19 protein-coding genes are annotated in these 19,220 nt (G+C 65.1%); 12 read left to right on the top strand and 7 right to left on the bottom strand.

Translation table 11 applies throughout. The features are described from left to right. Positions 1 to 7: 7 nt before the first annotated feature. Positions 8 to 1,228 (bottom strand): cytochrome P450, encoded by a 1,221-nt coding sequence (locus tag M1248_RS11320; protein WP_317148370.1) that lies wholly within the window; start codon positions 1,226 to 1,228, stop codon positions 8 to 10. Next, on the bottom strand, positions 1,218 to 1,832 hold the full coding sequence (locus tag M1248_RS11315; RefSeq protein WP_317148369.1) for a TetR/AcrR family transcriptional regulator: 615 nt from the start codon (positions 1,830 to 1,832) through the stop codon (positions 1,218 to 1,220). Before M1248_RS11315 ends, M1248_RS11320 begins: the two co-directional genes overlap by 11 nt. Before the next feature lie 142 nt (positions 1,833 to 1,974). On the opposite strand from M1248_RS11315, the gene M1248_RS11310 reads away from it, so the two are divergent. From M1248_RS11310 to M1248_RS11290, 5 genes are read left to right on the top strand one after another with little or no spacing between them, the layout of a single operon-like run. Then, positions 1,975 to 3,444, top strand: coding sequence for an aldehyde dehydrogenase (locus M1248_RS11310; RefSeq protein WP_317148368.1), 1,470 nt, complete (start codon positions 1,975 to 1,977; stop codon positions 3,442 to 3,444). Positions 3,445 to 3,454: 10 nt separating this feature from the next. Continuing rightward, positions 3,455 to 4,216, top strand: a complete 762-nt coding sequence (locus M1248_RS11305; protein ID WP_083127420.1) for an SDR family oxidoreductase — start codon at positions 3,455 to 3,457, stop codon at positions 4,214 to 4,216. Then, on the top strand, positions 4,213 to 5,076 hold the full coding sequence (locus M1248_RS11300) for an NAD(P)-dependent oxidoreductase (protein WP_163731100.1): 864 nt from the start codon (positions 4,213 to 4,215) through the stop codon (positions 5,074 to 5,076). The genes M1248_RS11305 and M1248_RS11300 overlap by 4 nt, the downstream gene beginning before the upstream one ends. A gap of 3 nt (positions 5,077 to 5,079) precedes the next feature. After that, on the top strand, positions 5,080 to 5,523 hold the full coding sequence (locus M1248_RS11295; protein WP_317148367.1) for a carboxymuconolactone decarboxylase family protein: 444 nt from the start codon (positions 5,080 to 5,082) through the stop codon (positions 5,521 to 5,523). Beyond that, a complete protein-coding gene (locus tag M1248_RS11290; protein WP_317148366.1) occupies positions 5,513 to 6,739 on the top strand; it encodes a hypothetical protein in 1,227 nt (408 codons plus the stop codon). The genes M1248_RS11295 and M1248_RS11290 overlap by 11 nt, the downstream gene beginning before the upstream one ends. Here M1248_RS11290 and M1248_RS11285 read toward each other — a convergent pair. After that, on the bottom strand, positions 6,678 to 7,319 hold the full coding sequence (locus M1248_RS11285) for a TetR/AcrR family transcriptional regulator (RefSeq protein WP_317148365.1): 642 nt from the start codon (positions 7,317 to 7,319) through the stop codon (positions 6,678 to 6,680). The genes M1248_RS11290 and M1248_RS11285 overlap by 62 nt on opposite strands. Positions 7,320 to 7,339: 20 nt before the next feature. Beyond that, a complete protein-coding gene (locus tag M1248_RS11280; protein WP_317148364.1) occupies positions 7,340 to 8,563 on the bottom strand; it encodes a cytochrome P450 in 1,224 nt (407 codons plus the stop codon). Between the two features lie 82 nt (positions 8,564 to 8,645). Between M1248_RS11280 and purD the strand changes: the two genes are divergently transcribed. Beyond that, a complete protein-coding gene (gene purD / locus M1248_RS11275; protein WP_317148363.1) occupies positions 8,646 to 9,914 on the top strand; it encodes a phosphoribosylamine--glycine ligase in 1,269 nt (422 codons plus the stop codon). On the opposite strand, the gene M1248_RS11270 is transcribed toward purD, so the two are convergent. Then, the gene (locus M1248_RS11270) at positions 9,911 to 10,732 is read right to left on the bottom strand and encodes an alpha/beta hydrolase (RefSeq protein ID WP_317148362.1); all 822 of its coding nucleotides are present in this window, start codon (positions 10,730 to 10,732) and stop codon (positions 9,911 to 9,913) included. The genes purD and M1248_RS11270 overlap by 4 nt on opposite strands. Before the next feature lie 95 nt (positions 10,733 to 10,827). On the opposite strand from M1248_RS11270, the gene M1248_RS11265 reads away from it, so the two are divergent. From M1248_RS11265 to M1248_RS11255, 3 genes are read left to right on the top strand one after another with little or no spacing between them, the layout of a single operon-like run. Then, positions 10,828 to 11,457: a TetR/AcrR family transcriptional regulator gene (locus M1248_RS11265; protein ID WP_163731080.1), complete on the top strand. Its 630-nt coding sequence runs from the start codon at positions 10,828 to 10,830 to the stop codon at positions 11,455 to 11,457. A gap of 41 nt (positions 11,458 to 11,498) precedes the next feature. Continuing rightward, entirely contained in the window at positions 11,499 to 12,464 is a 966-nt protein-coding gene (locus M1248_RS11260; RefSeq protein WP_163731076.1) for an SDR family NAD(P)-dependent oxidoreductase, read from the top strand. Positions 12,465 to 12,483: 19 nt separating this feature from the next. Further along, positions 12,484 to 13,911 carry an APC family permease gene (locus M1248_RS11255; protein WP_317148361.1) on the top strand — a complete coding sequence of 476 codons (1,428 nt, stop codon included), beginning with the start codon at positions 12,484 to 12,486 and terminating at the stop codon, positions 13,909 to 13,911. Here M1248_RS11255 and M1248_RS11250 read toward each other — a convergent pair. Beyond that, entirely contained in the window at positions 13,908 to 14,762 is an 855-nt protein-coding gene (locus M1248_RS11250; RefSeq protein WP_163731070.1) for a DUF429 domain-containing protein, read from the bottom strand. The two genes, M1248_RS11255 and M1248_RS11250, sit on opposite strands and share 4 nt — an antisense overlap. A gap of 40 nt (positions 14,763 to 14,802) precedes the next feature. Between M1248_RS11250 and purB the strand changes: the two genes are divergently transcribed. Genes purB through M1248_RS11235 form a run of 3 tightly spaced genes read left to right on the top strand, consistent with a single transcriptional unit; the run spans position 14,803 to position 18,385 of the window. Beyond that, a complete protein-coding gene (purB, locus tag M1248_RS11245) occupies positions 14,803 to 16,221 on the top strand; it encodes an adenylosuccinate lyase (protein WP_163731068.1) in 1,419 nt (472 codons plus the stop codon). Positions 16,222 to 16,226: 5 nt separating this feature from the next. Next, positions 16,227 to 17,462, top strand: coding sequence for a cytochrome P450 (locus M1248_RS11240; protein ID WP_410506652.1), 1,236 nt, complete (start codon positions 16,227 to 16,229; stop codon positions 17,460 to 17,462). After that, positions 17,459 to 18,385 (top strand): tellurite resistance/C4-dicarboxylate transporter family protein, encoded by a 927-nt coding sequence (locus M1248_RS11235; protein ID WP_163731063.1) that lies wholly within the window; start codon positions 17,459 to 17,461, stop codon positions 18,383 to 18,385. The genes M1248_RS11240 and M1248_RS11235 overlap by 4 nt, the downstream gene beginning before the upstream one ends. On the opposite strand, the gene M1248_RS11230 is transcribed toward M1248_RS11235, so the two are convergent. After that, positions 18,309 to 19,172, bottom strand: a complete 864-nt coding sequence (locus tag M1248_RS11230; RefSeq protein WP_163731061.1) for a DUF559 domain-containing protein — start codon at positions 19,170 to 19,172, stop codon at positions 18,309 to 18,311. The two genes, M1248_RS11235 and M1248_RS11230, sit on opposite strands and share 77 nt — an antisense overlap. Positions 19,173 to 19,220: the final 48 nt, after the last annotated feature.

Below are 19,220 nucleotides of genomic sequence, written 5' to 3'. Positions count from 1 at the left end.
ACGACCTTCAGTTGAACTCGAGAGTCATGGGTAGGTGAGCGAATCCGCGGACATTGCTGGAGTGGACGCGGACGGCGTTGGCCTCGTCGACTTCGAATCCGCGGATTCGCTTGAACATTTCGGTCAGCGCGACTCGGGCTTCCATCCTGGCAAGGTGTGCACCGAGGCAGAAGTGGGCGCCGCTGCCGAAGCTCTGGAGTTTGGCCCCGATCTCGCGGCCGATGATGAAGTCGTCGGGGTTATCGAAGACCCGCTCGTCGCGGTGGGCAGAGCCGGGAAGCAGCAGGAGCACGTCACCATCGGGGATGGTCGTCTCGTACAGCGTCAGTTCGCCCTCGACGGTGCGGGCGAGGATCTGGCTCGAGGTGTCGTAGCGAAGCGTCTCCTCGACCCACAGCGGCACACGGTCCAGATCGGCGTACACCGGGGCCAGCTGATCGGGGTTCTTGTGGCCCCAGAACGCCGCGTTGGCAAGCAGTTTGGTGGTGGTCTCGTTGCCGGCGATCACCATCAGGAACATGAACCCGAGGATCTCCTCGTCGGTGAGACGGTCGCCGTCGATCTCGGCCTCGAGCAATGCCGACGTCAGATCGTCGGTGAGCTGCTTGCGGCGCTGGGCGACCATCTCCTGGTAGTAGACGATCAGGTTGAGCGACGCCTCGATTGCTGCGGGCGGCACGTCGGTCACGCCTTCGTCGCGGTGCATCACACCGTCGGCCCACGCCCGCACCTGGTCGCGGTCCTCGACGGGCACGCCCATCAGCTCGGAGATCACGTCCATCGGGAGCTTGCCCGCGAATTCGTTGACGTAATCGACGGTCTCAGAAGCGGAGGAGCCCGCCTTCTCGAGCATCGTGTCGAGATGCTGAATCGCGATCTCGGTTACCCGGGGTTCCAGCTCGCGGATGCGACGCGGCGTGAAACCCTTGGACACCAGGGTGCGCAGCCGTAGGTGCGCCGGATCGTCCATCGCCAGAAACGACATGGTCTTGGACGCGTGTGGACCGCGCGACGCCGGATCCAGCGACACCCCGAACTTGTTGGACAGCGTGGTGCTGTTGCGGAATCCAGCCAGCACGTCCTGATGCCGCGACAACGCCCAAAAGCCCAAGTCGGGGTTGTGATACAGCGGAGCCTCGTCGCGTAGGCGCTTGTAGTACGGATACGGGTCTTCGTGGAAGTCGTAGTCGTACGGGTCGAGGAGCAGATCGCTCGTCTCAACGCTCATTGTCGTCCCCAATGATGAGGCCGACCACATAGCTGAGGCGGTCGGCGATCTGGTGATAGGTGAACGCGCCGCTTCCGGCATTGACCAACGCGCCGAAGAATGTCATCTCCAACGCGGCAAGCGTGCGTGGGTCCGCATCCGGGCCGACGGCCGAACGGATGCGGCGGTGGATCTCTGCGCCGATGCGATCACGGACCGCGCGCACCGCTTCGTCGTTTCCGCTCAGCAGCGCGGTGGTGCACGCGGCGGCGACCTCCGGCTCGTCGGCGACGGTCAGCGCCATGCTGCGCAGCGTCTTCTCGACACGGGTGACCCGGCTGTCGTTGACGTCGGTGAAGTAGGGCACCTGTCGGATCAGGTTCAGATACACCTCGGCGATCAGGTGGTTCTTCGACGAGAAGTAGGTGTAGGCCGTCGCGGGCGCGACCTTGGCCCGCGCCGCCACGGCGCGCACTGTCAGATCCGCATAGGACGACTCGCGCAGCATCTCAATGCCGGCGGCGAGCACCTTGTTGAAGGTCTCCTCCTGGCGGCGGTTGCGCGGCGTCTCCCCAGGCTGAGGGAACGACGGCTGCGCGACCACAACCACGGGATCACTGGACACATGTCCAACTTATCTGACGTGGTCAGCATGAGGCAAGTACACAGGTGAAGTTGGGTACCCTTGCTTCTCTCCACACAGTGCGACTAAGGTTCGACGTAACATAGTCGGACAGTTGTCCAGTACTACGAACACAGGAGTTCGGATGGGAATCCTCGCCGATCGCGAGAGTCGTCTGCTCATCGACGGCGAGCTTGTCGCCGGCAGCGGGGGCACGTTCCAGACCATCAACCCGGCGACCGAGGAGGTGCTCGGTGTCGCCGCCGACGCAAGCAGCGACGACATGGGTAGGGCGATCGAGGCGGCGCGGCGCGCATTCGACGAGACCGGCTGGTCGACCGACACCGAGCTGCGGGTGCGCGGTATCCGCCAACTGCAGCAGGCGATGCGCGATCGCGTCGAAGAATTGAGAGAGCTGGCGATCGCCGAGGTGGGCGCACCTCGGATGTTGACCTCGATGGCCCAACTCGAAGGTCCCGTCGAGGATCTGACCTTCTGTGCAGATACCGCCGAGAGCTATCAATGGACCACCGACCTCGGTATCGCCGAGCCGATGGGAATCAAGACTCGTCGGACCATCGCCAGGGAGGCGATCGGCGTCGTCGGCGCCATCACACCGTGGAACTTCCCGAACCAGATCAACCTCGCCAAGCTCGGACCCGCGCTGGCGGCAGGCAACACGGTCGTGCTCAAACCCGCTCCAGACACTCCGTGGAGCGCGGCGATTCTCGGCGAGCTGATCCTCGAGCACACCGACATTCCGGCCGGTGTGGTCAACATCGTCACTTCCAGTGACCACGGTGTCGGCGCGCTGTTGTCGAAAGACCCACGGGTGGACATGGTTTCGTTCACCGGGTCGACGAACACCGGCCGCGCGGTGATGGCTGACGGTGCCCCGACTCTGAAGAAGGTGTTCCTCGAACTCGGCGGAAAGTCGGCGTTCCTGGTGCTCGACGATGCCGACCTGGCCGGGGCCTGCTCGATGTCGGCGTTCACGGCGTCGATGCATGCGGGTCAGGGCTGCGCGATCACCACTCGCCTCGTGGTGCCGCGGGCCCGCTACGACGAGGCCGTCGAAGCCGCAGCGGCCACCATGGCCGGACTGCGCCCCGGTGACCCCAACGATCCGGGCACCATCTGCGGGCCGGTCATCTCGGAACGTCAGCGCGATCGTATTCAGGGCTATCTCGACTCGGCCACTGCCGAGGGTGGCAAATTCGCCTGTGGCGGTGGACGTCCCGCCGATCGCGACACGGGATTCTTCATCGAGCCCACGGTCATCGCGGGTCTGGACAACAACGCCAAGGTAGCGCGCGAGGAGATCTTCGGGCCGGTGCTCACCGTCATCGCCCATGACGGCGACGACGACGCCGTTCGCATCGCCAACGATTCGCCCTACGGGCTGTCGGGCACGGTGTTCTCCGCGGACGAGGAACGTGCGGCGGGCATCGCTGCACGGTTGCGGGTCGGCACGGTCAACGTCAATGGCGGTGTCTGGTACTCCGCCGACATGCCGTTCGGCGGATACAAGCAATCCGGCCTCGGCCGTGAAATGGGGCTCGCCGGTTTCGAGGAGTACCTGGAAATCAAAGCCATTGCCACAGCGGCGAACTAAGGAGACATACGTGGGACTCTACGGAGATCAGTTCAAGGAGAAGGTCGCGATCGTCACCGGTGCCGGCGGCGGTATCGGGCAGGCGTACGCCGAAGCGCTGGCCCGTGAGGGTGCGGCTGTGGTGGTCGCCGACATCAACGTCGAGGGTGCGCAGAAGGTGGCCGACGGCATCAAGGGTGAGGGCGGCAACGCGCTCGCCGTCCGCGTCGATGTTTCGGATCCGGACTCCGCCAAGGAGATGGCCGCGCAGACACTCGCCGAGTTCGAGGGCATCGACTACTTGGTCAACAACGCTGCGATCTTCGGCGGCATGAAGCTCGACTTCCTCATCACCGTCGACTGGGACTATTACAAGAAGTTCATGAGCGTGAACCTCGACGGTGCGCTGGTGTGTACCCGCGCGGTGTACCGCAAGATGGCCAAGCGCGGCGGGGGCGCGATCGTCAACCAATCCTCCACGGCAGCGTGGCTTTACTCGAACTTCTACGGCTTGGCCAAGGTCGGCATCAACGGCCTCACCCAGCAGCTCGCGACCGAACTCGGTGGGCAGAACATTCGCGTCAACGCCATCGCGCCCGGCCCCATCGACACCGAGGCCAATCGCACCACCACGCCGCAGGAAATGGTCGCCGACATCGTCAAGAACATCCCGCTGTCGCGCATGGGCGAGGTGGACGATCTGACCGGCATGTGCTTGTTCCTGCTGTCCGACCAGGCGAAGTGGGTCACCGGTCAGATCTTCAACGTCGACGGCGGACAGATCATTCGATGAGCGAGGACGTCAAGCTCGGCTACATCGGCCTCGGCAACCAGGGCGCTCCGATGGCGAAACGCCTCGTGGACTGGCCCGGCGGCGTCGTGGTCTTCGATGTGCGCACCGAGGCGATGACACCGTTGGCGGAACTCGGCGCGAGCCTCGCCGACAGCATTGCCGACGTAGCCGATGCCGACGTCATCAGCGTCACGGTGCTCAACGACCAGCAGGTGCGCGACGTCGTGGGGCAATTGGGTGAGCACGCCAAGCCCGGCACCGTCATCGCGATTCATTCGACGATCGAACCCGATACCGCCTCTGATTTGGCCGACCAGCTGCGCCCCAAGGGAATTCATATTGTCGACGCCCCGGTCAGCGGGGGAGCAGGTGCGGCTGACAAGGGTGAGCTGGCCGTCATGGTCGGCGCCGACGACGAGGCCTACGAGATGGTCAAGCCGGTGTTCAAGATGTGGGCGTCGATGGTCGTGCGCGCCGGCGAGCCAGGCGCGGGCACCAGGATGAAGATTGCCCGCAACATGCTGACATTCATCGGGTTCACCGCGGCCTGTGAGGCACAGCGACTTGCGGAGGCGGCGGGCATCGACCTCCAGAAGCTCGGCAAAGTGGTGCGTCACAGCGACGCCCAGAGCGGCGGCCCCGGAGCGATCATGTTCCGTGACGACACCAAACCGCTTGCACCGGATCACTTCCTGTACGACATGTTCGTGCACACGCGCGGTCTGGCCGAGAAGGATCTGAAGTTGGCACTCGGACTCGGTGAGGCCAACGGTGTGGAACTGCCTCTGGCCGAGATAGCTTTGCGAGATTTGGCCGCCGGACTTGGTGTGCCGCACACGAGTTCGACCGCGAAGGAGTGATCGATGGACGAACAGCGCCGCAAGGGCCTCGAGAAGATGAACGAGGTCTATGGCTGGGAGATGCCCAACATCGAGGGCGATCCGTTTTTCGACCTCACCGTCGACCATCTCTTCGGCAGCATCTGGACGCGACCCGGTCTGTCAATGCGCGACAAGCGGTTGATGACGCTCACCGTGGTCACCGCTGTCGGAAACGCCGACCTCGCCGAGATCCAGGCCAACGCTGCGCTGGCCAACGGTGAGATCACCGAGACCGAACTCAAAGAGATGGCGATCTTCCTGACTCACTACCTCGGTTTCCCGTTGGGGTCCAAGCTCGACGGGGTCGTCTCCAAGGTGATCAAGCAGCGTAAAAAGGCCGCCGAACGGGGCAAGGGTGAAGACAAGAAGGGCAACGTCAACGCGGCGGTCCGAATGCATTCAGGGGGCTCGGTCCATGATGAGTAGGTATGCCGCGCTGTCGCGCGAGGAGCTGGCCACCCTGGTGCCGGAGCTGTTGTTGATCGGTCAGCTCATCGACCGCTCCGGAATGGCGCACTGCATCAGCGCGTGGGGACGCGAGGAGATGCTGCAGATCGCCATCGAGGAGTGGGCCGCGTCCAGCCCGCTCTACACCAAGCGGATGCAGAAGGCGCTGAACTACGAGGGCGTCGACATCTTCACCCTCTTCAAGGGCCTGCAACTCGACATCGGTGCGCCGCCGCAGTTCATGGATTTCCGTTACGTCGTGCACGACCGCTGGCACGGTGAGTTCTACCTCAATCACTGTGGCGCCCTTCTCGATGTCGAGCCGATGGGCGAGGAATACGTCAAGGGCATGTGCCACGACATCGAGGACCCGACGTTCGACGCGACGGCCCTGGCCACCAACCGCAAGGCGCAGGTTCGGCCGATCCACCGGCCGCCGAGAATACCGTCGGACCAGCATCCGCACTGTCGGTGGACGGTGATCATCGACGAGTCCTACCCAGAGGTTCCGTTCATCCCGGCGATGGACATCGTCGGTGCCACTCGCGCCCACCACACTGAGCTCGCGCCCATCGACCCGAACGACGAAGGCATGGCGGACTATTCGGGTAATTTGCTCGCCGATGTCGACTTCGGGGCGTTCTCGAAGTCGGCGCTGGTCCGGATCGCCGACGAGGTTTGCCTGCAGATGCACCTGCTGGTGAAGTCATTCACGATCGCGGTCGAGAAGCGTGCCAAGGACGATGCGGCGCTGGCGCGATCGATCCGCACCAAACAGCTGATCGGTATCGCCGGAGTGGCCGCTGAGCGAATCCACAAGGCACTGAAGATCTCCAAGGATGTCAAGGGCGCACTGCGGGTGCTCGAGTTGCATCCGCTGCTGAATCCGGCGGCCTACGTGTACGCCGACGTCGACCCAGACTTCGTCCACGTGCGGCGCTCACCTGCATACGAGGACGGTTCGTGGATCTCGCTGGTCTCGCCGGCGGCAGATCTGCCGTTGCAGGCGATCGTCCAGGCGGTCGATCCGCACTTGCGCGCCGAGGTGTCGGGCACCGAGTCCGATTGGACCGTGCGGGTGATCGAAACGGACACCGCAGCAAAGGAACTGCCCGAGGTGTCCGTGTGCAAGTTCAGCGGTGGTGCGTCGTGGGAGTTCGAGGAGCGGAAGTCGCTTCCGTTGACGGTCGTATAGCGCCACCAACCCACCGGCGCAGGTAGTCCCGCAGCTCGGTGCCCCGGCGTGGCGGTCTGCCCGGGTCGATCACGAACGACTGGATGATCCGCAGCAGATGCTCGACCAGTTCGGCGAGATCAGCGTCGGTGTAACCGAGGCCCGTCCAGTCGACGTCGAATCTGCGTACCAACGAATGGCCGAAATCCATCGCGACGTCGGACGTCACCGACTCGGTGTGGCGGCTGGGCTGGCCGGGCATGATGAGCAGGCCGATGTGCTTGTCCTCGGGTAACCATTCGAGCGCTGTTGCGACGGCCTCGGCGATGGCGTCGGCCGGATCGGTGATCCCCCGCAGATGTGCTGCCAGCCGGTCGAGGAAGCCACTTGCCGCGTGGACGGCGGCGGCGATCAGCAGCGCGTCAGTGCTGGGAAAGTAGCGGTACACCGTCTGGCGGGTGACGCCAAGCGTGCGGGCCACGTCGCTGATCGAGAAATCGGCACCACGCTCGTCGATTGCCCTGCTCGCCGCCTCGAGGATGCGGCTGATGGCCTCCTCGTCGGTGGCGGGTGCCGATCCGGACCAGCCGTGGGTACGCATCCTGCGTATAGTACTGCGCCTCAGAACGAGACGGGCAGCGCCTTGACCCCGTTGATCCAACCCGACCTAAGCCGTTGGGGTTCATCCAGTTTCGCGATGTTCGGAATCTGATCGGCGATCTCGTCGAAGATCAGCTTGATCTCCATGCGCGCCAGGTTGGCGCCGATACAGAAATGCGCACCGTTGCCGCCAAAGGCCAGATGCGGGTTCGGGTTGCGCAGAATGTTGAATTCGAAGGGGTTCTCGAAGACATCTTCGTCGAAGTTGGCCGAACTGTAGAACAGGCCGACGCGCTGCCCCTCGCGGATCGTCACGCCGCCGATCTCGTTGTCAGCCAACGCAGTTCGCTGGAAGCAGTGCACGGGCGTGGCCCAGCGGATGATCTCGTCGACCGTCGTTTCTGGCCGCTCCCGCTTGAACAGCTCCCATTGGTCGGGGTTCTCGAAGAAGGCATTGATGCCGTGCGTCATGGCGTTGCGGGTGGTCTCGTTGCCCGCGACGGCCAGCAGGATGACGAAGAACGCGAACTCGACGTCGCCGAGCGATTCGCCATCGATATCGGCCTCGATCAGACGGGTGACGATATCGTCGGCCGGGCAACGGCGCCGCTCCTCGGCCATGTTGTAGGCGTAACCCATCAGCTCGGCGTTGGCGGTCGTCGGATCGGAGTCGAAGTCCGGATCGTCGGTGTTCATGATCGAGTTGGTCCAGTGGAACAGCTTCTCGCGGTCAGCCTCGGGCACGCCGATCAGGTCGGCGATCGCCAGCAGCGGGAGGCTCATCGCGATGTCGTCGACGAAGTCCCCGGTGCCCTTCTCTTTCGCCGCGCGGACGATCTCATGTGCGGCAACGGCGAGCTTCTCCTCGAGCGCGGCGACCGCGCGCGGGGTGAACAGCCGCGACACGATCTTGCGCAGCCGGGTGTGCTCGGGAGCGTCGTGGTTGATGAGCAGCGCCTTGGTCAGGTCGAGTTGCTCGCTGGTGACGCCGTCGGGCAGCCGCATCACCGCGCCCTTGCGGTTCGTGGACCACAGCTCGCCGTTACGGGAGATCGCTTTGATGTCCTCGTGACGGGTGATCACCCAGTAGCCACCGTCATCGAAAATCGACTCCTGCTGGTCGTTCCACCACACCGGCGAGGTCCTGCGCAGTTCGGCGAATTCGTTGACGGGGATGCCCTTCAAGAGCAGATCGGGGTCGGTGAAGTCGAAGCCCGCTCCAAAGGGGCATGTGCTCTGCGTCATACTCTGACCATACACTGCTAAGTCAAGTGTATGGCCGAGACGATCGGGGGCTGCACCGCGAGAGGCACTAAGGTGTGCGGTTGTGCGCGTCCTGGTAATCGGATCCGGTGCCCGTGAACATGCGTTGCTGCTCGCACTTCGCCGAGACCCCGAGGTCGAGGAGCTTGCGGTGGCGCCCGGGAACGCCGGCACCGCGATCATCGCCGACCAGTACGACGTCGACATCACCTCCGGCGAGGCCGTCGTCCAGCTCGCCCAGCGCATCGGCTCCGACCTGGTGGTGGTCGGCCCCGAGGTGCCGCTCGTGCTCGGTGTGGCCGACGCGGTACGCAGCGCAGGCATCGCCTGCTTCGGGCCCACGAAGGACGCCGCTCGCATCGAGGGCTCGAAATCGTTCGCCAAGGACGTGATGGCCGCCGCGGGGGTGCGCACCGCGACCAGTGAGATCGTCGACAACCCCGCCAACCTCGACGCGGCGCTGGACCGATTCGGCCCGGCGGTCGGCGACCCATCGTGGGTGGTCAAGGATGACGGTCTGGCCGCGGGCAAGGGTGTCGTGGTGACCGCGGACCGCAATGCGGCGCGGGCACATGCCGCCAGTCTTCTCGACTCCGGACACCCGGTGCTGCTCGAGTCGTTCCTCGACGGTCCCGAGGTATCGCTGTTCTGTGTCGTCGACGGCGAAACCGTCGTGCCCCTGCTGCCGGCCCAGGACTTCAAGCGGGTCGGCGACGGCGACACCGGACCCAACACCGGCGGCATGGGCGCGTACGCACCGTTACCTTGGCTGCCCAGCGGTGTGGTCACCGCGATCGTCGATGACATCGTCAAACCCGTTGCCGCCGAACTCGTCAAGCGTGGCAATGGCTTTTCGGGCCTGCTGTACGCCGGGCTGGCGCTCACGTCGCGCGGGCCCGCCGTCGTCGAATTCAACTGCCGCTTCGGCGATCCGGAGACCCAGGCGGTGCTGGCACTGCTGGAGACCCCGCTGGGCCAGCTGCTGTACGCAGCGGCGACGGGGAAGCTCGCCGAGCAGCCGCAGCTGGTGTGGCGCGGTGGCGCCTCGGTGACGGTCGTGCTGGCCGCTGAGAACTACCCCGGCCGGCCGCGGGTCGGTGATGTCATCACCGGATCGGAGGCCGACGGGGTGCTGCACGCGGGCACCACGCGCCGAGACGACGGCGCGATCGTGTCGTCGGGCGGCCGGGTGCTGTCCGTGGTCGGCACCGCGGACGATCTATCCGCGGCGCGCGACGCCGCCTATGCGCTGATCAAATCGATTCGCTTGCCGGGCAGCCACTTTCGTGGCGATATCGGGTTGGCCGCAGCTGAGGGCCGCGTCTCGGTCTAAGCGACGAGCAGCGGCGCCATCCACGCCACCTCGCCGGGCAACTGCGAGCTCCAGTAGGCGCCGTCATGGCCGCCGGGGGAGAAGCCGCCCGCGGGCGGGCTGGCCAACTGGCCGACGAACTGCTTCGTCGCCGAGTAGAAGGGATCGCTGTCTCCGCAGTCGATCCGGATCGGAATCGAGTTCAGGGCAGGCAAGCCCCACACGCTGTTGGCCTCGTAGTCGTCGGCGCCGTCGAACGCACCAGGCGCAGCGGCACCCGAGGATGTCCACAACGCGGGGCTGACGGCGGTGATCGCCGCGGTCCGCGCCGCACCCAGGCGCGCGCCGAGCAGCAGTGCGCCGTAACCGCCCATCGACCATCCCATGAATGCCACGCGTGACGTGTCGAGACCTTGCTCGCCGAGCATCGGGATGAGCTCGTTGAGCACCATCGCACCCGAGTCCTCACCGGAGGTTCGCTTGTGCCAGTAACTACCGCCGCCATCGACCGCGACCACGGCGACCGGTGGGATGCCCGCGTCAACCGCTTGCGCCAGTCCGTTTTCGACACCGCCGGCCATCACACCCGCGGCGTCCTGTCCCTTGCCATGCAGCGCGATGATCGGACGCAACGGGGCGGTCTGTCCCGGCGGACGCGCGATCGCCCAATTGGTCGAGACGCCGCCGCGCGCCGCCGAGACGAACGAGCCGTCAACGTACGTCGGGGCGGGGGCTGCGGTCGCAGGTGAGGACAGGCGCAGCGCCGCCGCCCCGGCCGCCGCGCCGACACCGAGGCGCAGAAGGGCGCGTCGACTCAGTTCGGGCATGGCGGCCATCATGCCATCGGCTCGGCGGTGAGCAGAAGGGCGGACTTCCCTGAGTAAAGCCTGATGATTGGCCGAAAGCCCGATGCCATGCCCTGGAGACTGGCAGCATGCTTTACGTGACAGCAGCGGTCACTCCGAAGGGGGAGAGAAGGCGCTACGCGCTGGTCAGCGCTGCTGCCGACCTGCTGTGTGAAGGTGGGTTCGACGCAGTGCGGCACCGGGCGGTGGCCCGTCGCGCCGGGCTGCCTTTGGCATCGACGACGTACTACTTTTCCTCGCTCGAGGACTTGATCGCCAAGGCAGTCGAGTACGCGGGCGCGCGCGAGGCCGAGCAGCTTCAGGTGCGGGTGTCGACCCTGTCGCGGCGGCGCCGTGGCGCGGAGTCGACGGCCGACATCTTGGTCGACCTGCTCGTCGGGGAGGCCAACGGACTGCGGGTCACCGAACAGTTGATCTCCCGATACGAGCGCTACATCGCGTGCGCTCGCCAGCCGGGGCTGCGCGATATCGAACGGCGCATCCTGCAGCAGCGCACCGACGCCGTCGTCGAGGTCGTCGAGCGGTCCGGACGGTCGGTGCGCGTGGAGCTGCTCACGGCGTTGGTGTGTGCGGTCGACGGCGCGGTGGTCGCCGCGCTGGTGGGCGACGGTGACGGCCCCCGCGCGACCGCCCGCGCAACATTGATCGACGTCATCGATGTGCTGGCGCCGATCGACGAACACGTCGCCCAGGTGTGACCGACGTTTGCGCACTTCGCATGTTGGATAACTAGCTCAGGGTGAGATTCACCGGGCTTCTCGACAACGCGCTGGACCGCTCCGTCGTACTCGGCTACACCAAGATCGGTTCACGTTTGCGGCGGACATGGTGGCCGGCAGACCCGCGGCCAAAGGCGATGGCCGGAAAGCGCGTTGTCGTCACCGGTGCGACGGCAGGGATAGGCGAGGCCATCGCCCGCTCGTTCGCCGAACTCGACGCGACCGTCCATCTGCTTGGCCGAAACCCCGACAAGGTCAGGCAGTCGGCGGGTGCGATCCGGCGCGCGGTGTCCGGTGCGATGGTGGTCGAAGAAGTCTGCGATGTCTCCGATCTGGACGCCGTGCGGGCATGGTGCGAAGACCTTTCCGGTCGCATCGAAGAACTCCACGGGTTGGTTCACAACGCCGGTGCGATGCCGAAGGAGCGCATCGAGACGCCTCAGGGTCACGAAACCCAATTGGCTTGCCACGTCCTGGGGCCGCACCTCATGACCGAGCAACTGTTGCCGTTGCTGCGGGATGCCCATGGCGCGTCGGTCGTTTTCATGTCCTCGGGAGGTATGTACACCTCGCCGCTTTCGGTCGACGACATGGAATCGAAATCCGGTGATTACAACGGTGTTCGGGTGTACGCGCGAACCAAGCGGATGCAGGTGACGCTCGCCGAGGCGTGGGCGCACAGGCTCTCGGGTTCTGACATTCGGGTCGAGAGCATGCACCCAGGTTGGGTCGAGACCCCCGGCGTCGCCGGAGCATTACCGGTGTTTCGAGTGGTGACACGCCCACTGCTGCGCGATACTTCAGACGGTGCAGACACTGCGGTGTGGCTGGTCGCCACCCGACCCGAATCTGAACCGGGCCATTTCTGGCACGACAGGGCCCAGCGGCCAACGACGTTCGGCTGGCAGCGCACCGAGGATCCCGAACTGGTTACGCGATTCCTCGACGCGGTTTCATCGATGACCGGAACAATGCAGTTCACCTAGGACTGGCAGGAGGCGCATCGTGACAAAGCCGGAAACTGCGGAGGGGCAGCCGGAACTGAAACGGGTGATGGGCCCGGGACTACTTTTGTTGTTCGTCGTCGGCGACATCCTCGGCACCGGCGTCTATGCGCTCACCGGGCAGGTGGCCGGCGAGGTCGGCGGTGCGGCGTGGCTGCCGTTCCTGCTCGCCTTTGTGATCGCGACCATCACCGCGTTCTCATATCTGGAGCTGGTGACCAAGTATCCGCAGGCGGCGGGCGCAGCGCTCTACGCGCACAAGGCATTCGGCATCCACTTCTTCACCTTCATCGTCGCCTTCGTCGTGATGTGCTCGGGCATCACCTCGGCATCCACCGCGTCGCAGGCATTCGCGTCCAACCTGATCAAGGGCTTCGGACTGGACTGGGGCAAGGTCGGAATCGCGACCATTGCCTTGCTGTTCATGGCCGGGCTGGCCGCGGTCAACCTCCGCGGTGTCAGCGAAAGTGTCAAGCTCAATGTCGGTTTGACGATCATCGAGATCACCGGCTTGCTGTTGGTCATCGTGGTCGGGCTGTGGGCATTTACCCAGGGCGGCGACAACCTCGACTTCTCCCGCATCATCCTGTTCGAAAATGAGGATGAGCGAAGCACTTTCGTCGCCGTCACCGCAGCGACCTCGTTGGCCTTCTTCGCGATGGTCGGATTCGAGGACTCGGTCAACATGGCCGAGGAGACCAAGGATCCGGTGCGGATCTTCCCCAAAGTTCTGCTGAGCGGCCTGACCATCGCGGGCATCGTCTACGTGCTGGTGTCGATCATCGCGGTGGCGCTGGTGCCGATCGGCGAACTCACGGCGAGCAAGACACCGCTGGTCGACGTGGTCGAGGCCGCGGCGCCGGGCTTGCCGATAGGCACGCTCTTTCCATTCATCACGATGTTCGCCGTGTCGAACACCGCGTTGATCAACATGCTGATGGCCAGCAGGCTGATCTACGGTATGGCGCGCCAACATGTCCTGCCCCCCGTCCTGGGGTCGGTGCACAAGACCCGACGCACCCCGTGGGTGGCCATTCTGTTCACCACGACGATCGCGTTCGGATTGATCTTCTACGTGTCCGCGTTCGCCAGTGATTCGGCGATTTCAGTGCTGGGTGGCACGACTTCCCTTCTGCTGCTTGCGGTGTTCGCAATGGTCAACGTCGCGGTGCTGGTACTGCGTCGCGACGTCAAGCAGGCCGGCGGCCACTTCAAGACTCCGACGGCGTTGCCGGTGATCGGCTTCATCGCCTCGCTCTATCTCGTGACACCGCTGTCCGGCCGTCCGGGAACCCAGTACCTGCTCGCCGGGATCCTGCTGGTGATCGGCATCGTGCTGTTCGGAATCACTCTGCTGATCAACAAGCAACTCGGGATCAAGCAGAAGGGCATCACCGATCCCACGCAGCTTGCCGAGCTGCCGGACTAGCCTCCGAGCTGTCGGCGGATCGCGGTGAGCTCACGCTGAGCCCGCTCGATCATCTGTTGCACCTGCTCGAGCCGCGTGACGATATCGTCCGAACCCGGTTGTGCTGCGGCCTGATTCGGCTTCCTGACACGGTCGCCAGGCAGCGTCGGGGTGACGATGTAGCCGCTTTCGGCGTCGCCGTAAATGGTGACGTCTTCGGGTCTGTCGTACCAGTAAAAGCACACGTAGGCGCAGATGACCGCGTCGACGGGATCCTCGTCGCGGTCCAGCTGTGACGGCCGGGTGGCCGCCTCGACTCGCTTACGCAGTGCAACCCACGCGACGTTGCGATTGACGCGCAACCTCGGAGTGGCCGCGTCGAGACCCTCGATATGGGTCATCAACGTCAGCAGCGCAGCCTTGCGCTCGTCGAACGGTCCACGCTTGTACTTGAGGGTCTTGGTGAGATTGAACAGGACGATCGACGCGGGATGCGGGAAGACCTCGATCGCCCGCCTGGTCGCATCCGACGAGGGGTCCAGGTCGAGACCGAGCGCTTCGGCGATCCGCGCGCCGCGGGGATGCTTGAACTCGGGCTTGTCGGTGAAGGCCGGGCGCGCGCCGGCCTCGAAGCGCTGGAAATCGCGGTTGTAGGCGGCCTCGGCGGGACGGTGTCCCGTCGCGTTCTTGACGATCAGGGGAGCGTCGATACCCACCAGGCACGCGTCGCCGGTATAGGGCGCGATCGCGGCGATGATGCTGTTGTCGTCCCCGGCGGCCCCGACGTGCAGCAGCCTGCCGTCGGCGTCGATGGCGGCAACACCGGTCTGGTTCTTCTCACCCCATGCGAGATCGAGCCCAACGAAGTACATACGGCAAGACTGCCTTACCGGGGCCGTAAGCTGTGTGTTTGTGTCGATCCCGAATGTGCTGGCCAATCGATACGCCAGCGATGAGATGGTGGCCATCTGGTCGCCGGAGGCCAAGGTCGTGGCCGAGCGGCGACTGTGGCTGGCGGTGCTGAAAGCGCAGGCCGAGTTGGGCGTCGATGTCCCCGCGGGCGTGGTCGAGGACTACGAGCGGGTGCTCGAGAACGTCGACCTCGCGTCGATCGCGGCGCGCGAGCGGGTCACCCGCCACGACGTCAAGGCGCGCATCGAGGAGTTCAACGCGCTGGCGGGCCACGAGCACGTGCACAAGGGCATGACGTCTCGCGACCTGACGGAGAACGTCGAGCAGCTGCAGATCCGTCGCTCCCTGGAACTGGTGTTCTCGCACGGTGTCGCGGTGGTGGCTCGGCTCGCCGAGCGTGCCGTCGTCTATCGCGACTTGGTGATGGCGGGACGTTCGCACAACGTCGCCGCGCAGGCGACGACGTTGGGCAAGCGGTTCGCGTCGGCCGCCGAGGAGCTTCTGGTCGCGTTGACCCGGATACGTGAACTCATCGACCGGTACCCGCTGCGCGGCATCAAGGGTCCGATGGGCACCGCACAGGACATGCTCGACCTGCTCTCCGGCGACACGTCGAGACTGGCCGATCTGGAGCGGCGCGTCGCCGAATTCCTCGGCTTCACAGACATTTTCACCAGTGTCGGCCAGGTCTACCCACGATCGTTGGACCATGATGTCGTGTCGGCTCTCGTGCAGGCCGGTGCGGGACCGTCGTCGATGGCGCACACGATCAGGCTGATGGCGGGCCACGAATTGGTGACCGAGGGATTCGCGCCCGGCCAGGTCGGCTCGTCGGCGATGCCGCACAAGATGAATACGCGCTCGTGCGAACGTGTCAACGGGCTGCAGGTGGTGCTGCGCGGTTACGCGTCGATGGCAGCCGAGCTCGCGGGCGCGCAGTGGAACGAGGGCGACGTCTTCTGCTCGGTGGTGCGGCGGGTGGCGTTGCCCGACGCGTTCTTCGCGATCGACGGGCAGACGGAGACCTTTCTGACCGTGCTCGACGAGTTCGGCGCCTATCCGGCGGTGATTCAGCGCGAGCTCGACCGGTATCTGCCGTTCCTGGCGACGACGCGGATCCTGATCGCAGCGGTGCGCGCAGGCGTCGGCCGGGAGACGGCGCACGAGGTGATCAAGGAACATGCCGTCGCGGTGGCGCTGGCGATGCGGGAGAAGGGCCAGGAGCCCGACCTGCTGGACCGGCTGGCCGCAGACCCGCGACTGCCGTTGGACCGGATGTCGCTCGACGCAGCACTGGCGGACAAGCAGGCGTTCACGGGTGCGGCGGGCGATCAGGTCGACCGCGTCGTCGAGGCGGTGGGCGAGTTGGTCAGCCGGTATCCGGAGGCGGCCAAATACACGTCGGGCGCCATCCTGTGACCTCAGTGGCGGGTGCGCTGGCCGAGATCGACTTCACCGACCTCGACAATTTCGCCAACGGGTTTCCGCACGATCTGTTTGCGGTGCACCGTCGCGAGGCGCCCGTCTACTGGCACGAGCCGACCGCCAACACCCCCGACAACGAAGGTTTCTGGTCCGTCGCGACCTACGCGGAAACCCTTGCGGTGTTCCGGGATCCGGTGACGTACTCGTCGGTGACCGGCGGTACGCGGCCGTTCGGCGGCACGCTGCTGCAGGATTTGGCGGTCGCGGGGCAGGTCCTCAACATGATGGACGACCCGCGGCATTCGCACATCCGCCGGCTGGTCAGCTCAGGTCTGACACCGCGGATGATCGCCCGCGTCGAAGACGATCTGCGCACCCGCACCCGCCGGCTGCTCGACGAGATCGAGCCGTGCAGTGCCTTTGATTTCCTGGTCGACGTGGCAGCCGAGCTGCCGATGCAGATGATCTGCATACTGCTGGGAGTGCCTGAATCTGAACGGCATTGGCTTTTCGAGGCGATCGAGCCGCAGTTCGATTTCGGCAGGGCCAGGAGAGCTGAATTGGGCCAGCTGGGGCAGTTGACCGCGGAGGAAGCCGGTTCGCGGATGTACACCTACGGCCAGGAGTTGATCGCGGCGAAGCGGTCCGCGCCGACCGACGACATGCTGTCGGTGGTCGCAAACGCGACGGTGGAGGACGAGAGCCTTTCGGACATGGAGCTGTACCTGTTCTTCAGCCTGCTGTTCAGCGCCGGTGCGGAGACCACGCGCAATGCCGTCGCGGGCGGGTTGTTGGCGTTGATCGAGCATCCAGACCAATTCCAGGCACTGCGTTCAGATTTGGCGCATTTGCCGACCGCGGTCGAGGAGATGGTGCGCTGGACGTCGCCGTCGCCGTCGAAGAGGCGGACCGCGACGTGCGATACGAAACTGGCGGGCTGTCAGATCAAGGCCGGCGAGAAGGTGCAGATCTGGGAGGGCTCGGCGAATCGCGATCCGCTGGTGTTCGCGAATGCCGATACTTTCGACATCACCCGCAAACCCAACCCGCACTTGGGATTCGGCCAGGGAGTGCACTACTGCCTTGGTGCCAACCTGGCGCGGCTCGAGCTGCGCGTGCTCTATGAGGAGCTGCTGACGCGGTTCGGGTCGGTGCGGCTGGTCAAGTCCGTCGAGTGGACGCGCAGCAACCGGCACACGGGCGTCCGCCACATGGTGGTCGAACTGCGGCCGTGAGACCCGACGTATTCGCGGCGGTCATGGCGACCGGCATCGTGTCGATCGCGGCCGCGGATCACGGCCTCGGTGTCATCAGTGAGATCCTGATCGTCCTTGCCGCAGTTGGGCTGCCGGTGTTGATGTTTCTTGTGGCCAAGGCCTGGCGCGAGTTCGATGTGCGCGATCCCAATGTCACGCTGGCGCTGTTCACCTATATCGCGGCGTGCGCGGTGGTGGGTGCGCGGCTGGCCGATCATCGCATCGTGCTGTGGGTGTTGGTCGGCCTGGCGTTGCAGGGCTGGTTGTCGTTGGCGCCGTTGGCCGCTCGCTCGATGTGGCGGCACCGGTGGACGGGGCTGCGCGATCGTGCCCGCGGCGGATGGGAGCTCGCTGCGGTCGCGACGTCCGGGTTGGCGATCGTCTTCGCCGAACTCGACGTCGTCTTCTGGGCGTTCATCTTCTGGGTGCTCGGCATCTGTCTGTATCTGGCGATGACCGGGCTGGTGCTGTGGCGGGTGCGTCACGATGCGTCGTCGCCGGAGCTGGTTCAACCTGATGTATGGATTTTGATGGGCGGCATAGCGATCGCGACGCTGGCCGGTGATCATCTGCATCACGCGCTGATTCCCGGGCCGATCGCCGACGGCGTGCGCGCGGTGACGATCGCGACGTGGATCGTGGCGACGGTGTGGATTCCGGTGCTCGGCTACGTGGCGGTTCGGCGATCGGTGGGGCTTGGCTGGCCCGCGGTCTTCCCGCTCGGAATGTACTCGTCGGCGACCTATGCGATGTTCGTGGAAACCGGCTGGCAATGGTTTGTCACGATCTCGCTGACGTTCTTCTGGATCGCGTTCGCGGCGTGGCTCATCGTGGCTGTCGGAGAGCTGCGACGATTTCGGCGATCACGCGCTGCGGGTGCTCCGTCAGATCCAGCCAGGTGAACCGCAGAACCTGCCAGCCACTGAGCGCGATGGCGTTCTGACGCGCGCGGTCGCGCTGGAAGGTCCTCTGGTCGCTGTGGAATGCCCAGCCGTCGACCTCGACCGCCACCCTCTCATTCGGGAAAGCGATGTCGACCAAGTAGCCACAGACGGGAAAGTTGGCTTTCCACCCGGATACCTTGGCGGCTCGCAGCAGTCGCACCAGGAGTCGTTCGGCTTCCGAGCGCGCACCGTCGGATGCTGCCTGGAGTAAGCGGCGAGCCGAAGGCGATCCATGCCGACCCTTGTTGCGAAGGTGCGCACGCCACAGCTGAGTGAGCTCGAAGTCGCCCTGCAATGCTCTGTCCATCAACTCGGTGCCTCCGCCTCTGCGGACTGCGGCTTCAATGACGGTCAGTGCCGGTTCGGTGACACGAAGCCCCCGTCGCTCAACGACGTCTTTCGATGAAAGGTCGCGCCGTCGCGAACGCACTCCGTGTCGCCGTCGATGGTTGCTCACTCTCGGCACGGTGACTTCAACAATGTCGGGAGCGAACTTCGTTAGGCCGTGCCACCACGCCGCAGTCAATCCGCTACCCGTCGCGGACCTACCGAGTCCCCAAACCGCTGCCCTGATACGCGCCGAATCGGTGAAGGGTCTGTCATCGACGAAGTAGACGCCCGGGAAACAGCGGCGCCAATGCCCCGAGCGTTCGCAGCGGTTGACAGCGTGCCGGCTGAGTCCACACGCCTTCGCTTGTGCGAGGGTGATTACACCGTCATGTCGACGGAGAAAGTCATCGAGCACCTCGTATTGACGTCAGCCAGCGCGTTGACGGTTCCCTCCCTGCGATTT

This window comes from Mycobacterium sp. 29Ha (genome assembly GCF_032883055.1).
Lineage (GTDB): Bacteria > Actinomycetota > Actinomycetes > Mycobacteriales > Mycobacteriaceae > Mycobacterium > Mycobacterium gallinarum.
Note: the sequence above shows the minus strand (reverse complement) of the source record. Positions and strands in the feature narration are given on the sequence as shown.

What these genes read in the sequence shown, in the direction of transcription:
- M1248_RS11320 (WP_317148370.1), bottom strand. Translation starts at nt 1,228, where the DNA reads ATGAGCGTTGAGACGAGCGATCTGCTCCTCGACCCGTACGACTACGAC.
- M1248_RS11310 (WP_317148368.1), top strand. Translation starts at nt 1,975, where the DNA reads ATGGGAATCCTCGCCGATCGCGAGAGTCGTCTGCTCATCGACGGCGAG.
- M1248_RS11300 (WP_163731100.1), top strand. Translation starts at nt 4,213, where the DNA reads ATGAGCGAGGACGTCAAGCTCGGCTACATCGGCCTCGGCAACCAGGGC.
- M1248_RS11295 (WP_317148367.1), top strand. Translation starts at nt 5,080, where the DNA reads ATGGACGAACAGCGCCGCAAGGGCCTCGAGAAGATGAACGAGGTCTAT.
- M1248_RS11290 (WP_317148366.1), top strand. Translation starts at nt 5,513, where the DNA reads ATGATGAGTAGGTATGCCGCGCTGTCGCGCGAGGAGCTGGCCACCCTG.
- M1248_RS11285 (WP_317148365.1), bottom strand. Translation starts at nt 7,319, where the DNA reads ATGCGTACCCACGGCTGGTCCGGATCGGCACCCGCCACCGACGAGGAG.
- M1248_RS11280 (WP_317148364.1), bottom strand. Translation starts at nt 8,563, where the DNA reads ATGACGCAGAGCACATGCCCCTTTGGAGCGGGCTTCGACTTCACCGAC.
- M1248_RS11270 (WP_317148362.1), bottom strand. Translation starts at nt 10,732, where the DNA reads ATGATGGCCGCCATGCCCGAACTGAGTCGACGCGCCCTTCTGCGCCTC.
- M1248_RS11265 (WP_163731080.1), top strand. Translation starts at nt 10,828, where the DNA reads ATGCTTTACGTGACAGCAGCGGTCACTCCGAAGGGGGAGAGAAGGCGC.
- M1248_RS11250 (WP_163731070.1), bottom strand. Translation starts at nt 14,762, where the DNA reads ATGTACTTCGTTGGGCTCGATCTCGCATGGGGTGAGAAGAACCAGACC.